The organism is Streptomyces sp. NPDC007189, assembly GCF_040703635.1.
Lineage (GTDB): Bacteria > Actinomycetota > Actinomycetes > Streptomycetales > Streptomycetaceae > Streptomyces.
Genome location: NZ_JBEYEY010000005.1, coordinates 297762 through 311959, shown reverse-complemented (window position 1 = coordinate 311959; position 14198 = coordinate 297762). Strand labels below are relative to the sequence as shown.

Below are 14198 nucleotides of genomic sequence, written 5' to 3'. Positions count from 1 at the left end.
GTCCCTATTCTCCCGCTCCGCCGTGAAGGCTCTGCACCGGGTGGGCGGTCAGCTCCCGGACCGCGTTCAGGTCGCCGCCCAGCTGGTCGACCGCCGCGTACGCGCTCGCGATGCACGCCGGGACGCCGACGCCGTCGTACTGCGCGCCGCACACCGCGAGCCCGGGCAGCTTGGCGATGTGCTCACGGATGCGGGCCACGCGCGCGTGGTGGCCCACCGGGTACTGCGGCAGGCCGTCGGTCCAGCGGGTGACCCGGGTCTGAAGGGGCGCGGCGTCCAGGCCGGTGGCCTCGCGCAGGTCGTGCCGGGAGACGTCCACCAGGCCGGCGTCGTCCCGCTGGAGGATCTCCGTCTCGCCGTGCCGGCCCACCGAGGTGCGCAGCACGACGACGTCCGGGTCCTGCTCGGCGATCCAGGCCCACTTCTGCGAGGCGAACGTGGACGCCTTGATGGTGCGGCCGTCGACGGGGGGCACGAGGAAGCCGCTGCCCTCCGGCAGACGCAGGTCCGCGCGCCGGTAGGCAAGGGTGACCAGGGCCATGGAGGCGTACTCGATCGCGGCCAGCTCGGCGGCGGCCTCCGGGGACTCCGGCCGCAGCAGACCGGCGGCGGCCGGGGCCGGTACGGCGAGGATCACCGCGTCGGCGTGCAGCAGGCGCTCCCCCGCGGTGATGCGCCAGCCGCCGGACGCCTCCCGGCGCAGCCCGGTGACCGGCGTCCTGGTCAGGATCTCTCCGCCCCGCGCGCGCACCGAGTCCGCGACCGCGAGCGGCAGGGTGCCGACGCCGCCCTCGATGCCCATGAACACGGGCCCGGTCTGCGGGTTCGCCGCCGCCCTGGCCTGGATCCCGCGGACCGCCTCGGTGAGGGAGGTGTGGGTGCGGGCGGCCTGGAAGAGCTGGGGGACGGCCGAGCGCATCGAGATGCGGTACGCGTCGCCCGCGTACACCCCGCCGAGCAGGGGCTCGACCAGGCGGTCGACCACCTCGCGGCCGAGCCGCGCCGCGACGTACTCCCCCACGGCCACGTCGTCGCCGACCTCGGTGGGCGGCAGGCCGGCGTCCCGCTCGATGCGGGCGAGGCCCTCGTCGGAGAGCACTCCGGCCAGGGCGGCGGCGGTGCCGGGGACGCCCATCACATGGCCCTTGGGCATGGGGCGCAGGGCGCCGCGGGTCCAGATCGAGGCGGTGGCGGTGGCCGGCGGCTGGAGCCGTCCGTCGAGGCCCGCCTCGCGCGCGAGGGTCACCGCCTCGGGGCGGCGGGCGAGCAGCGACTCGGCGCCCAGGTCGACACGCACGCCGGCGATCTCGCCGGGCAGCAGCTTGCCGCCGAGCCGGTCCGCGGCCTCCAGCACGGTCACGCGCGTGCCGCGTCCGAGCAGCCGGTGGGCGGCGGCCAGCCCGGCGATACCGGCTCCGATGACGACGACATGCCCCGTACGCGTACCCGTTGCGCTCATGCCTCCACTCTCTCAGACCCCGGTGACACTCCCGCCGGGGCCTTTGGGCGCGGCCGACGGGAGCCCGGCGTCCGTGCCGTGTCCGGACCGTGACCGCCCGGCGCCAACGTTCCGGGGCGCCGGGCCGTCGTAGGAGCGTCATCCGTTCCGGCCCTCGGGGGGTCCACTCATGAACACGTCGGTTTCCGTTCGGTCGGCGCGCTCCGGCAGGGCGCCGGCCGGGCTGGTGCTCGCCGCCTGCCTCGCCCTCGCCGGCTGCGGCGGCGCGTCCGACTCGGGCGGCGCCGCCGCGGCGAAGTCCGCGGCCGGATCCGCGGCCGGATCCGCGGCGGACGGCGCCGACACGGCCGCCGGGCAGGGCACGGCCGGCGGCGCCGGGCCGGCCGCCACCGGTACACCCCGGCTCCCCCAGAGCGCGATCATCCGGACCGCCTCCCTCACCCTCCAGGTCAAGGACGTCGCCAAGGCCCTGGACCGGGCGCGGAAGGCCGCCGAGGAGGCGGGCGGCTACCCCGGCGAGGAGCGCACCAGCCGCGACGGCGCCGGGCACGAGCGCACCCGGGTCGTCCTGCGGGTGCCCTCCGCCGCGTACGACACGGTCCTCGCCGAACTCCAGGGCACGGGCAGGCTGATCAGCCGCACGGCGAAGGCCGTCGACGTCACCGACCAGGTCGTGGACGTGGACAGCCGCGTGAAGTCGCAGCGGGCCAGCGTGGACCGGATCCGTGCGCTGATGGGCCGGGCGGCCAAGCTGAGCGATGTCGTCGCGCTGGAGGGCGAGTTGAGCAGCCGTCAGGCCGACCTGGAGGCGCTGCTGGCCCGGCAGGCGTCCCTGAAGGACCGCACGAGCCTGGCCACCATCACGCTGTCGCTGTCCGGGACACCGGTGCACCAAGCGGCCGGTGACGGCTCCCCCGGCGTCGCGGACGCCCTGGCGGGCGGCTGGCACGTGTTCGTCGCCCTGCTGCGCTGGATCCTGCTCGCGCTCGGCGCCGCCCTGCCGTTCGCGGCGTTCGCGGCCGTGCTGACCCTGCTGTGGCTGCGGGCCGTACGGCCCCGGCTGCCGCAGCGCCGGCAGCCCGCGCCCGCGACGACCGCGCTGGGGCCGCTGCCGTCGGCCCGTCCGGCGCCGGAATCCTCCGGGGAGCCCGCCGAGCGCGAGTGACATGCCCGCTCCCCGTAGCGTGTTCCCATGAGCATGGACGACGGGCGGGGCGGCACGGAACGACTGGTCGTGATCGGCGGCGACGCCGCGGGCATGTCCGCGGCGTCGCAGGCACGCCGGCTGAAGGGACCCGGAGAGCTGGAGATCGTGGCCTTCGAACGCGGCCACTTCACCTCCTTCTCGGCGTGCGGCATCCCCTACTGGGTGGGCGGCGACGTCGCCGAACGGGACGACCTGATCGCCCGCACGCCCGAGGAGCACCGCGCACGGGGGATCGATCTGCGGCTGCGCACCGAGGTCACGGAGATCGACGTGACCGGACAGCGGGTACGCGCGCGTGACGTCGATTCCGGCGCCGAGTCGTGGACGCCGTACGACAAGCTCGTCCTCGCGACCGGCGCGCGCCCGGTCCGCCCCGACCTGCCCGGCGTGGACGCCCCCGGGGTGCACGGCGTGCAGACCCTGGACGACGGCCAGGGTCTGCTGGAGACGCTGGCACGCACGCGTGGCCGCAGGGCGGTGGTCGTGGGCGCCGGCTATATCGGTGTGGAGATGGCGGAGGCGCTCATCAACCGCGGTTTCGAGGTGACGGTCGTCAACCGCGGCAAGGAGCCCATGTCGACGCTGGACGCGGACATGGGCCGGCTGGTGCACCGGGCCATGGAGGGACTCGGCATCACCATGGTGAACGACGCCGAGGTCACCAAGATCCTCACCGGTCAGGACGGCCGGGTCCGCGCGGTGGCCACGCAGGACGCCGAGTTCCCGGCGGACGTGGTGATCCTCGGCATCGGCGTCCGCCCGGAGACCGCACTCGCGAAGGCCGCGGGGCTCCCCCTCGGCGCGCACGGCGGCCTGCTCACCGACCTGGCGATGCGGGTGCGCGGCCACGAGAACGTCTGGGCGGGCGGGGACTGCGTGGAGGTGCTGAACCTGGTCTCCGGCCAGGACCAGTACGTCCCGCTCGGCACCCACGCCAACAAGCACGGCCAAATCATCGGCACCAACGCCGGCGGCGGTTACGCCACGTTCCCCGGGGTGGTCGGCACGGCCGTCAGCAAGGTCTGCGACCTGGAGATCGCCCGCACCGGCCTGCGCGAGAAGGACGCCGACCGGGTGGGCCTGCGGTACGAGACGGTCACCGTCGAGTCCACCAGCCGCGCCGGCTACTACCCCGGCGCCTCCCCGATGACGGTCAAGATGCTCGCCGAACGCCGCACCGGCCGGCTGCTCGGCGTCCAGATCGTCGGCCGGGAGGGCGCGGCGAAACGCGTCGACATCGCCGCGGTGGCGCTGACCGCGCGGATGACGGTCGAGCAGATGACGGCCCTGGACCTCGGCTACGCCCCGCCCTTCTCACCGGTGTGGGACCCGGTGCTGGTGGCGGCGAGAAAGGCCGCGGCGAAGGTGCGCGAGGGCGCCTTGTGAACAGGGGCCTGGTGAGTGAAGGGGACCGGCATGACCAGCCCCCGGCGCCGCGCCTAGGCCGTCCCGCTGATCCGCGGCAGAGCCGAGACCGCGGCCGGCGGCTGCTCGCCCGCGGGCTTGGCGTGCGTGGCCATGGGCCTGGTGGACCGCAGCCGGTAGCTGACAGCCTCGTCGAGCGTGACCGGCCGCCCCATCTGCGAGGCGAGCCGGCCCGCTTCCTGACCGAGCCGTGCGACGTCCTCCCACGGGATCCGTACCACCAAAGACAGCTCGGCCTCGCCGTCGGGCAGCGCCTGCATCTGCTGAACCTGCGGAGCGTTCGTCATCGCCTGTCCTCACGTCGGTTGAGGACAGATACGCACGGCCGCCCGGCGCCGTTCACCGATTCGCCCGCCGCATCCCGGGCACTACTTCTGTGTGGTCATCCCTGTCCATGACGTGAATCCGGTGCGCCGCACCCCCTGGGTGACGTACGCGCTCATCGCCGCCAACGTGCTCGTGTTCCTCAACACGCCCGGCATAGCCGGTTCCGTGGCCGGCGGCAGCAACCTGGCCGACCTGTGCCATCTGCAGGCCTTCACGGACCACTACGCGGCGGTGCCGCGGGAGCTGATCCACCATCAGATGCCGCGGCTGGTGCCGACGGGACAGGTGGGCGTCGGCCCGCACGGCCCGGGCTGCGTGGTCGCCCCGCCGCCCTACGACAAGTCGCCGACGCTGTCGGTGTTCACGGCGATGTTCCTGCACGGCAGCTGGCTGCACCTGCTCGGGAACATGCTCTTCCTGCTGATCTTCGGCAACAACGTCGAGGACCGGATGGGCCACATCCGCTTCTTCCTCTTCTACGTCGTCTGCGGTTACGCGGCCGGATACGGCTTCGCGCTGCTCAACGCGACCTCGGGCGACCCGCTGATCGGCGCGTCCGGCGCGATCGCGGGGGTGCTCGGCGCCTACATCGTGCTCTGGCCGAGCGCACGGGTGTGGGTCCTCGTGCCGTTCTTGATCTTCCTGCCGCTCAGGCTGCCCGCGTGGCTGGTGCTGGGCTTCTGGTTCGTGCTGCAGGCGGTGTACTCGGCCGGCGAGGGCGTCTCCAGCGCGGGCACGGTGGCGTACGCCGCGCACGTGGTCGGCTTCCTCGCGGGCATGCTGCTGGCCTGGCCGCTCAAGCCCGGCACACCGCCCCCGCCGGAGCCGCGCGGCCTGCTGTTCGGCAGGCGGGCGCGGCCCCGCTACACGTGGTGAGTCAGCGCGCGGTCGCGGTGTGGACGTACTCCACGAGCCGGGTCAGCGCGTCCGGGTCGGTGTTCGGCATCACCCCGTGGCCGAGGTTGAAGACGTGCCCCTCCAGACCGGCGGCCGCGTCCAGCACCTCGCGGGCCCGGGCCTCGACGGTGTCCTTGTCGGTGAACAGCACCGTCGGGTCCAGGTTGCCCTGGAGCGCCTTGCCGGGGCCGACGCGGCGCTGCGCCTCGTCCAGCGGGACGCGCCAGTCGACGCCGACGACGTCCGCCCCGGCCTCGCCCATGAGCTTCAGCAGCTCGCCGGAGCCGACACCGAAGTGGATGCGCGGCACGCCGTAGCCGGCGACGGCGTCGAAGACCTTCGCGGACGCCGGCATGACCGAGCGCCGGTAGTCCGCCGGGGCGAGGGCGCCGACCCAGGAGTCGAACAGCTGGACCGCGCTCGCGCCGGCCTCGATCTGCACCTTCAGGAAGGCGGCCGTGATGTCGGCGAGCCGGTCCAGCAGGTCGGCCCACAGCTCCGGGTCGCCGTACATCATCGCCTTGGCGTTCTCGTACGTGCGGGAGGGACCGCCCTCGACCAGGTAACTCGCGAGGGTGAACGGCGCGCCCGCGAAACCGATCAGCGGGGTCACTCCGAGCTCCTTCGTGAGCATGCCGATCGCCTCGGTGACGTACGGGACGTCCTCGGGGGTGAGGTCGCGCAGCCGGGCCAGGTCGGCGCGGGTGCGGATGGGCTCCTCGACGACCGGGCCGACGCCGGGCTCGATGTCGAGGCCGAGGCCGATGGCCTTCAGGGGCACGACGATGTCGCTGTAGTAGATCGCCGCGTCCACGTGGTGCCGGCGCACCGGCTGCAGGGTGATCTCCGTGACCAGCTCGGGCCGCGTGCAGGACTCGAGCATCGGGACGCCCTCGCGCACCTTGCGGTACTCGGGCAGGGAGCGGCCGGCCTGGCGCATGAACCACACGGGGGTGTGCGGCACGGGCTCGCGCCTGCACGCCTTGAGGAAGGCGCTGTCGTACGTTGCTGTCGGCTGCATGCTGCTGTTGGCGGTCACGGGGCAAGTTTCGCATGCCGCCGCCGCGGGACCCGCCGGGTGTGCGGGGGCAGCGCCGGCCGGCCCGCTCGCCGCCCCCGCCGGGTACGACTGCCTGGGCCACGTATGTGTCTTGCCCTGCACGAAGGCTCCGTTCCCCTTACTCTTCCCCGCATGGCTGCGGCTCACGGACGAATGTCGGACAGCGCTGACGGAATGGACGACATGAAGGACACCGAGGAGGCGGACCGGCGTTCCGGATCTCCCGGGCCGCCGGCTTTCCGTGCCGCGGTCGACGCCCTGCGCAGCTGCCGGCTGCGGCCGCAGGTCGAGGTGGAGGCCACGCCCGCCCCGCAGCGGCTCGCCCCGTACGCGTACGCGCTGGAGGCCGTGGTCGTGGACGGCGAGCAGGAGCTGGCCGACGGGCGGCTGGTGCTGCTGCACGACCCGGCGGGCCACGACGCCTGGCGCGGCACGTTCCGGCTGGTGACGCTGGTGCGCGCGGAGCTGGAGCCGGAGATGGCGGCCGATCCGCTGCTGCCCGAGGTGTGCTGGTCGTGGCTGACGGGGGCGCTGCAGGCGCGCGGGCTCGGCTACGGCGAGCCGAGCGGCACGATCACCCGGGCGAGCTCGCACTACTTCGGTGGTCTGGGCGAGCGGCCGCCGGCCTCGCAGATCGAGATCCGGGCGTCCTGGACGCCGCGCGAGGGGCTCGGCGGGGTGCCGGACACGGCCTCGCACCTGGCCTCGTGGTGCGATCTGCTGGCGCAGGTCGCGGGGCTGCCGCCGGCCGGTCCGGGCGACGCCTCGGTGGTGACGCTGCCGCAGCGCAGGGGTCCGCAGCCCCGGTGACGCAGCCGCCGGACGGGCGACGTTCATCCGCATGGGCGGCTTATTGACCATCTCTTTGTCGATACGGCCACTTTCCGACCCCGAATCGCATACACGCGAACCGACTCGATCTTCGGATGATCGATCGCGTGTCCGAATTGCACGGATTGTTACTCACTAGATCGTGATCATTCTCTAAAGGCGGACGAGTTTGCTGCCGAAGACGACTGTGACCTTGAAAGCACGGTTCGTCCCGGCTTCATCCCCACAAGCCGGCCCCGTCCCCCCACCCAGGAGGCCTGGTGTCCGTTCTCCTCGAGCAGCCCGCAAGCCTGGTCGCCTACCGCCCGAACAAGCCGACCGCCATGGTGGTCGTGGCCGACCCGCGCGTGCGCTCCACCGTCACCCGCCATCTGTGGGCGCTCGGCGTGCGCGATGTCATCGAAGCCTCGTCCATCGCGGAGGCTCGTCCCCGCATCGGCAACCCCCGCGACATCTGCGTCGCCGACGTCCACCTGCCGGACGGCTCCGGCCTGACCCTGCTGTCCGAGACCCGCGCCGCGGGCTGGCCCAACGGGCTGGCGCTGTCCGCCGCCGACGACATCGGCGCCGTGCGCAACGCCCTGGCCGGCGGCGTCAAGGGCTACGTCGTCACGGGCACCCGCACCAACATCGGCCTGCCCACCCGGCCCGGCGCCGCTCCCCTCGGCGCCGCCCGCATGCACCGCCGCCCCCCGGGTGCCCCGAGCCACCCGGGCGGCTACCGCGAGCTGTCCGGACGCGAGGTCGAGGTGCTGCGACTGGTCGCGGAGGGGCAGTCGAACAAGGCGATCGGCGTCTCCATGGGCCTGTCCGCCCTGACCGTCAAGAGCCACCTCGCCCGCATCGCCCGCAAGCTGGGCACGGGCGACCGCGCCGGCATGGTGGCCGTGGCCCTGCGCACCGGCATCATCCACTGAACCACCCCGCACCGACCCGCCCACCGAGCCGCCACTGACCGCCCCGATCCGACCCCAGACCTCCGCAGAACCGGCCGCAAGGCCGGTCCGCGCCCCGACACCGGACCGTTCCGCCGAACGGGCCGCAAGGCCGCTGCTCCCTGAGCCGACCCCCGAGCCGACCGCAGGGCCGCCGGTCCGCAACCCGACACCAGACCTTCCGTCCAACCAGCGGCGAGGCCGGTCCCGAGGCCGCTCTCCGAGCCGGCCGCAGGACCGGCCCGCACCCGCACCCGCACCCGCACCCGCACCCGCACCCGCACGGACCTTCCCGTCGCACCGACCGCGAAGCCGGTCCCGAGGCCGATCTCCGAACCAGCCGCAGGTCCAGTCCGCAACCGACACCGGACCCTCCGCCGAACGGGCCGCGAGGCCGGTCTCGAGGCCGCTCTCCGAGCCGGCCGCAGGTCCGGCCCGCACCCGCGACCCGCACCCGCACCTTCCCGTCGCACCGACCGCGAAGCCGGTCCGGAGGCCGATCTCCGAACCAGCCGCAGGTCCAGTCCGCAACCGACACCGGACCACCCCGTCGAACCGACCGCGAGGCCGGTCCCTGGGCCGATCTCCGAGCCGGCCGCAGGGCCGGTCCGCACCCGCACCGGACCACCCCGTCGAACGGGCCGCAAGGCCGCTCCCTGGGCCGACCCCCGAGCCGACCGCAGGTCCGGTCCGCGTCCCTACGCCGGAGCTTCCATCGAGCCAGCCGCAAGGCCGGTCGCAGGGCACGGCCGCAGGGCCGCTAGCCGACACCGCACCCTTCCCTCGAGCCGGCCGCGAGGCCGGTCCGCACCCGCACCGCACCCTCCGCCGAAGCGGCCGCAGGCCCGAGGCCCGGGCGCGAGCCCGGTCCTTCAACCACTCCCGGAGCCCGGCCCCCCAGTCATTCCCGAGCCGATCCCCCAGGCAATCCCCCAGGCAATCCCCGAGCCGATTCCCCAGCCAATCGCCCAGGCGATTCCCCAGCCCGTTCGCGAGCCGGTCGCAGGCCCCGGCCCCCGGGCCGTTCGGCGTAGTGCGCGGTTCACTCGTGTGAACCGCGGCTTTCACCGACGTGACTGGTTTACGACCCTCCCGCGCCCGTCAGCGGAACGTTCCGTCGACGGGCGCCGTCGACACACGGATACTCTTGACAGGTGACCGACGCCCAAAACACCGCAGCAGACTGCTCCCCGCGCACCACCGGAGGCACCCCTCCGGACGCCGCAGGATCTTCTGTGACGGGGGCGCCGACACCGCTGCTCGAGCCGCGCGAGGGCATTCCCCCCGTCATCGCCGACCAGGCCGGCCTCGCCGACGTGGTCGCCGCGTTCGGCGCGGGCTCCGGCCCGGTCGCCGTCGACGCCGAGCGCGCCTCCGGCTACCGCTACGGCCAGCGCGCCTACCTGGTCCAGCTGCGCCGCGAGGGCGCCGGTACCGCGCTGATCGACCCCGTGGCCTGTCCCGACCTGTCCGCTCTCGGCACGGTCCTGTCCGGCGTCGAGTGGGACCTGCACGCCGCCACCCAGGACCTGCCCTGCCTGCGCGAGATAGGCATGGTCCCGACTCGGCTCTTCGACACCGAGCTGGCCGGGCGGCTCGCCGGGTTCCCGAGGGTGGGCCTCGGCGCCATGGTGGAGAACGTGCTGGGCTTCGTGCTGGAGAAGGGCCACTCCGCCGTCGACTGGTCGACCCGGCCGCTCCCCGAGCCGTGGCTGCGCTATGCCGCCCTGGACGTCGAGCTGCTGATCGACCTGCGGGACGCCCTGGAGAAGGAGCTGGACCGGCAGGGCAAGCTGGAGTGGGCCCTGCAGGAGTTCGACGCGATCGCGACCGCGACCCCGGCCGAGCCCCGCAAGGACCCGTGGCGCCGCACGTCCGGGATGCACAAGGTGCGCAGGCGCCGGCAGCTCGGTGTCGTACGGGAGCTGTGGGAGACACGCGACCGGATCGCCCGGCGCCGGGACGTGTCGCCCGGCAAGGTGCTCAGTGACGCGGCCATCGTCGAGGCCGCGCTCGCATTGCCGGCCAATGTGCACGCCCTGGCCCAGCTGAACGGCTTCGGGCACCGGATGGGGCGGCGGCAGCTGGAGCAGTGGCAGGCGGCGGTCGACCGGGCCAGGGCCCTGCCGGACTCCGCGCTGCCGCAGCCGGGGCAGCCCGTGACCGGGCCTCCGCCGCCGCGCGCCTGGGCCGACAAGGACCCCGCCGCCGCGGCCCGGCTGTCCGCGGCCCGGGCCGGGGTGACGGCGCTGGCCGAGCAGCTCAACCTGCCCCAGGAGAACCTGGTGTCCCCGGACACCGTGCGGCGGATCTGCTGGGAGCCGCCGCAGGTGGTGGACGCCGAGTCCGTGGAGTTCGCGCTGACCGGGTACGGCGCGCGGCCGTGGCAGGTGGAACTGGTCACGCCCGTGCTGGTGCGCGCGCTGACCGCCCGCGCCTGAGCGCGCCACCCGGCCGCTCCGCGCGGCAGGCAGTCGAGATCGCGCCAAGATCCTGGCGCGGCATGAACCGGGACCGCGGGGCTCCAGGGCGCCGTCGGGCGGTGTGACGTTCACCGCTCGCGGCGAGGGGACTGGGCAGTTACGTTACTCGTAAGTAGCATGTGTCCTGAGCGCGCGCTCAGCGTGCCGCGCAGCAGTAGTGCCATCCCGCACCCTGGAGGAGAGCCATCGTGCCTCGTACCGTCAGGGACGTCGTCTTCGTCGACGGCGTCCGCACCCCGTTCGGCAAGGCGGGCCCGAAGGGCATCTACCACGAGACCCGCGCCGACGACCTCGTCGTGAAGGCGATCCGGGAGCTGCTGCGCCGCAACCCCGGTCTGGACCCGAAGAAGATCGACGAGGTCGCCATCGCGGCCACCACGCAGATCGGCGACCAGGGGCTCACCCTCGGCCGTACGGCCGGCATCCTCGCCGGTCTGCCGCAGTCGGTGCCCGGCTACTCCATCGACCGCATGTGCGCCGGTGCGCTGACCGCCGTGACGACCACCGCCGGCTCCATCGCCTTCGGCGCCTACGACGCCGTCATCGCCGGCGGTGTGGAGCACATGGGCCGCCACCCGATGGGCGAGGGCGTGGACCCCAACCCGCGGTTCGTGAGCGAGAAGCTGGTCGACGAGTCGGCCCTGTTCATGGGCATGACCGCGGAGAACCTGCACGACCGCTACCCGCACATCACCAAGCTGCGCGCCGACGAGTACGCGGTGCGCTCGCAGGAGAAGGCCGCCAAGGCGTACGCCAACGGCAAGATCCAGCAGGACCTGGTGCCGATCTCGGTGCGCCGTACCAGCCCGGAGGCCGGCGAGACCGGCTGGGGTCTGGTGACGCAGGACGAGCCGATGCGGCCGGGCACCACCCTGGAGAACCTGGCCAACCTGAAGACGCCGTTCCGCGTGCACGGCCGGGTCACCGCCGGCAACGCGGCCGGTCTGAACGACGGCGCCACCGCCTCGATCATCGCGAGCGAGGACTTCGCCCGCGAGAACGGCCTGCCGGTCAAGATGCGCCTGGTCTCCTACGCCTTCGCGGGTGTGGAGCCGGAGGTCATGGGCTACGGCCCGATCCCGGCCACGGAGAAGGCCCTCGCCAAGGCGGGCCTGTCGATCGAGGACATCAACCTCTTCGAGATCAACGAGGCCTTCGCCGTCCAGGTCCTGGCCTTCCTCGACCACTACGGCATCGCGGACGACGACGAGCGCGTCAACCAGTACGGCGGCGCCATCGCCTTCGGTCACCCGCTGGCCTCCTCCGGCGTCCGGCTGATGACGCAGCTGGCCCGCCAGTTCGAGGAGCAGCCGCACGTCCGCTACGGCCTGACCACCATGTGCGTCGGCTTCGGCATGGGCGCGACGGTCATCTGGGAGAACCCGCACTTCGAGGGGGACAAGTGAGCACCACCGCCGAGCTTCTGAAGCAGGCCTCCGAGCTGTTCCCCGACGAGGTCGTCACCAGTGCGCACGTACGCCACTTCGACCTGCCGTTCGGCGCCGGCCGCTTCGCGCTGATCACGCTGGACAACGGCTTGGACCACACCAAGCCGACCACCTTCGGCCCCGGCTCGCTGGCGAACCTCAACGCCGCCGTCGACCAGGTCGAGAAGGAGGCGGCGGACGGCGAGATCGTCGGCGTCGGCATCACCGGCAAGCCGTTCATCTTCGCGGTCGGCGCCGACCTCAAGGGCGTGGAGATCCTCAAGGAGCGCGAGCACGCGCTCGCCATCGGCAAGGGCGGCCACGACGTCTTCAAGCGTCTGTCCGCGCTGGCCGTGCCGACCTTCGCCTACTACAACGGCGCGGCGATGGGCGGCGGTGTCGAGGTCGGTCTGCACTGCACCTACCGCACGGTGTCCAAGGCCGTCCCCGCGTTCTCGCTCCCCGAGGTCTTCCTCGGCCTGGTCCCCGGCTGGGGCGGCTGCACCCTGCTGCCGAACCTGATCGGCGCCGACAAAGCCGTCTCGGTCATCATCGAGAACTCGCTGAACCAGAACAAGCAGCTCAAGGGCAAGCAGGTCCACGAACTCGGCATCGCCGACGCGATCTTCGAGGGCGCCGACTTCCTGGAGCAGTCGCTGATCTGGACCGCGCAGGTCCTCAAGGGCGACGTCCAGGTCGAGCGCCCGGTCATCGACCGCGGTGAGGCGTGGGACCAGGCCGTCGCCAAGGGCCGGTTCATCGCCGACTCCAAGGTGCACGGCGCGGCCCCGGCCGCCTACCGGGCCCTGGACATCATCGCGGCCGCCAAGAACGGCGACCTGCAGCAGGGCTACGACGCCGAGGACCAGGCCCTCGCGGACCTGATCATGAGCGGCGAACTGCGTGCCGGCATCTACGCGTTCAACCTCGTGCAGAAGCGCGGCAAGCGTCCCGCCGGCGCCCCGGACAAGAACCTGGCGCGTCCGGTCACCAAGGTCGGCGTGGTCGGCGCCGGTCTGATGGCCTCGCAGCTCGCCCTGCTGTTCCTGCGCCGCCTGGAGGTGCCGGTCGTGCTGACCGACATCGACCAGGAGCGCGTCGACAAGGGCGTGGGCTATGTCCACGCCGAGATCGACAAGCTGCTCGGCAAGGGCCGGATCAACCAGGACAAGGCCAACCGCCTCAAGGCGCTGGTCACCGGTGTCCTGGACAAGGCCGAGGGCTTCGCGGACGCGGACTTCATCATCGAGGCCGTGTTCGAGGAGATGGGCGTCAAGCAGAAGGTGTTCGCGGAGGTCGAGGCGGTCGCCCCGGCGCACGCGATCCTCGCCACCAACACCTCCTCGCTGTCCGTCTCCGAGATGGCGACGAAGCTGAAGCACCCCGAGCGGGTCGTCGGCTTCCACTTCTTCAACCCGGTCGCGGTGCTGCCGCTGCTGGAGATCGTCCGCGGCGAGCAGACCGACGACGCCTCCCTGGCCACGGCGTTCGCCGTCGCCAAGAAGCTGAAGAAGACCGCGGTCCTGGTCAAGGACGCCCCGGCGTTCGTCGTGAACCGCATCCTGACCCGCTTCATGGGCGAGATCCAGAACGTCATCGACGAGGGCACCCCGGTCGAGGTCGCCGAGAAGGCCATCGAGCCGCTCGGTCTGCCGATGTCCCCGCTGGTGCTGCTGGAGCTGGTCGGCCCGGCGATCGGTCTGCACGTCTCGGAGACCCTGCACGGGGCCTTCCCGGACCGCTTCAAGGTCTCCCCGAACCTCAAGGCGGTCGTGGAGGCGGGCAAGCGCGGCTTCTACGTCTACGACAGCGGCAAGCCGGAGCTGGACCCGGAGGTCGCCGCGCTGCTGAAGCAGGGCGACACCGTCCTGACGGAGGAGCAGGTCCGCGCCCGTGTCCTCGACGCGGTGGCGCAGGAGATCGGGCTCATGCTCGACGAGGGCGTCGTCGCCGAGGCCCAGGACATCGACCTGTGCCTGATCACCGGCGCCGGCTGGCCCTTCCACCTGGGCGGCATCACGCCGTACCTGGACCGCGATGGCGTCTCGGAGCGCGTGAACGGCAAGAAGTTCCTTCAGCCGGGCGTAGCGTCGGTTCCGGCGTGACAGCGTGACAGCAGGAAGGGCCCCCGCCGCCGCGGGGGCCCT

At 72.9% G+C, this 14198-nt stretch carries 11 protein-coding genes; 8 read left to right on the top strand and 3 right to left on the bottom strand.

Annotated elements, in window-relative coordinates:
* Nucleotides 1–4: 4 nt before the first annotated feature.
* Nucleotides 5–1459: a protoporphyrinogen oxidase gene (gene hemG, locus AB0950_RS13320; protein ID WP_366778530.1), complete on the bottom strand. Its 1455-nt coding sequence runs from the start codon at nt 1457–1459 to the stop codon at nt 5–7.
* 169 nt (nt 1460–1628) lie between these two features.
* Here hemG and AB0950_RS13315 point away from each other — a divergent pair, with 169 nt between their 5' ends.
* Nucleotides 1629–2624, top strand: a complete 996-nt coding sequence (locus tag AB0950_RS13315) for a DUF4349 domain-containing protein (protein ID WP_366778529.1) — start codon at nt 1629–1631, stop codon at nt 2622–2624.
* Nucleotides 2625–2651: 27 nt separating this feature from the next.
* The gene (locus AB0950_RS13310; protein ID WP_360147808.1) at nt 2652–4052 is read left to right on the top strand and encodes an FAD-dependent oxidoreductase; all 1401 of its coding nucleotides are present in this window, start codon (nt 2652–2654) and stop codon (nt 4050–4052) included.
* Between the two features lie 53 nt (nt 4053–4105).
* Here the strand turns inward: AB0950_RS13310 and AB0950_RS13305 are convergent, their stop codons facing one another.
* Nucleotides 4106–4378 (bottom strand): hypothetical protein, encoded by a 273-nt coding sequence (locus tag AB0950_RS13305; protein WP_360147811.1) that lies wholly within the window; start codon nt 4376–4378, stop codon nt 4106–4108.
* Nucleotides 4379–4469: 91 nt separating this feature from the next.
* On the opposite strand from AB0950_RS13305, the gene AB0950_RS13300 reads away from it, so the two are divergent.
* The gene (locus AB0950_RS13300) at nt 4470–5294 is read left to right on the top strand and encodes a rhomboid family intramembrane serine protease (RefSeq protein WP_360570430.1); all 825 of its coding nucleotides are present in this window, start codon (nt 4470–4472) and stop codon (nt 5292–5294) included.
* A 1-nt stretch (nt 5295) separates the two neighbouring features.
* On the opposite strand, the gene hemE is transcribed toward AB0950_RS13300, so the two are convergent.
* Nucleotides 5296–6354 (bottom strand): uroporphyrinogen decarboxylase, encoded by a 1059-nt coding sequence (hemE, locus tag AB0950_RS13295; protein ID WP_366778528.1) that lies wholly within the window; start codon nt 6352–6354, stop codon nt 5296–5298.
* Nucleotides 6355–6507: 153 nt separating this feature from the next.
* Between hemE and AB0950_RS13290 the strand changes: the two genes are divergently transcribed.
* The 5 genes from AB0950_RS13290 to AB0950_RS13270 all read left to right on the top strand — a co-directional run bounded on the left by AB0950_RS13290 (nt 6508) and on the right by AB0950_RS13270 (nt 14156).
* Entirely contained in the window at nt 6508–7185 is a 678-nt protein-coding gene (locus AB0950_RS13290) for a DUF3000 domain-containing protein (protein ID WP_360147820.1), read from the top strand.
* Between the two features lie 281 nt (nt 7186–7466).
* Complete coding sequence (locus AB0950_RS13285) at nt 7467–8123, top strand: response regulator transcription factor (protein ID WP_023545949.1); 657 nt, start codon at nt 7467–7469, stop codon at nt 8121–8123.
* 1172 nt (nt 8124–9295) lie between these two features.
* Nucleotides 9296–10582: a ribonuclease D gene (locus AB0950_RS13280; protein WP_366778527.1), complete on the top strand. Its 1287-nt coding sequence runs from the start codon at nt 9296–9298 to the stop codon at nt 10580–10582.
* Between the two features lie 230 nt (nt 10583–10812).
* Complete coding sequence (locus AB0950_RS13275) at nt 10813–12030, top strand: acetyl-CoA C-acyltransferase (protein WP_360147826.1); 1218 nt, start codon at nt 10813–10815, stop codon at nt 12028–12030.
* On the top strand, nt 12027–14156 hold the full coding sequence (locus tag AB0950_RS13270) for a 3-hydroxyacyl-CoA dehydrogenase NAD-binding domain-containing protein (protein ID WP_366778526.1): 2130 nt from the start codon (nt 12027–12029) through the stop codon (nt 14154–14156). The genes AB0950_RS13275 and AB0950_RS13270 overlap by 4 nt, the downstream gene beginning before the upstream one ends.
* Nucleotides 14157–14198 lie beyond the last annotated feature (42 nt).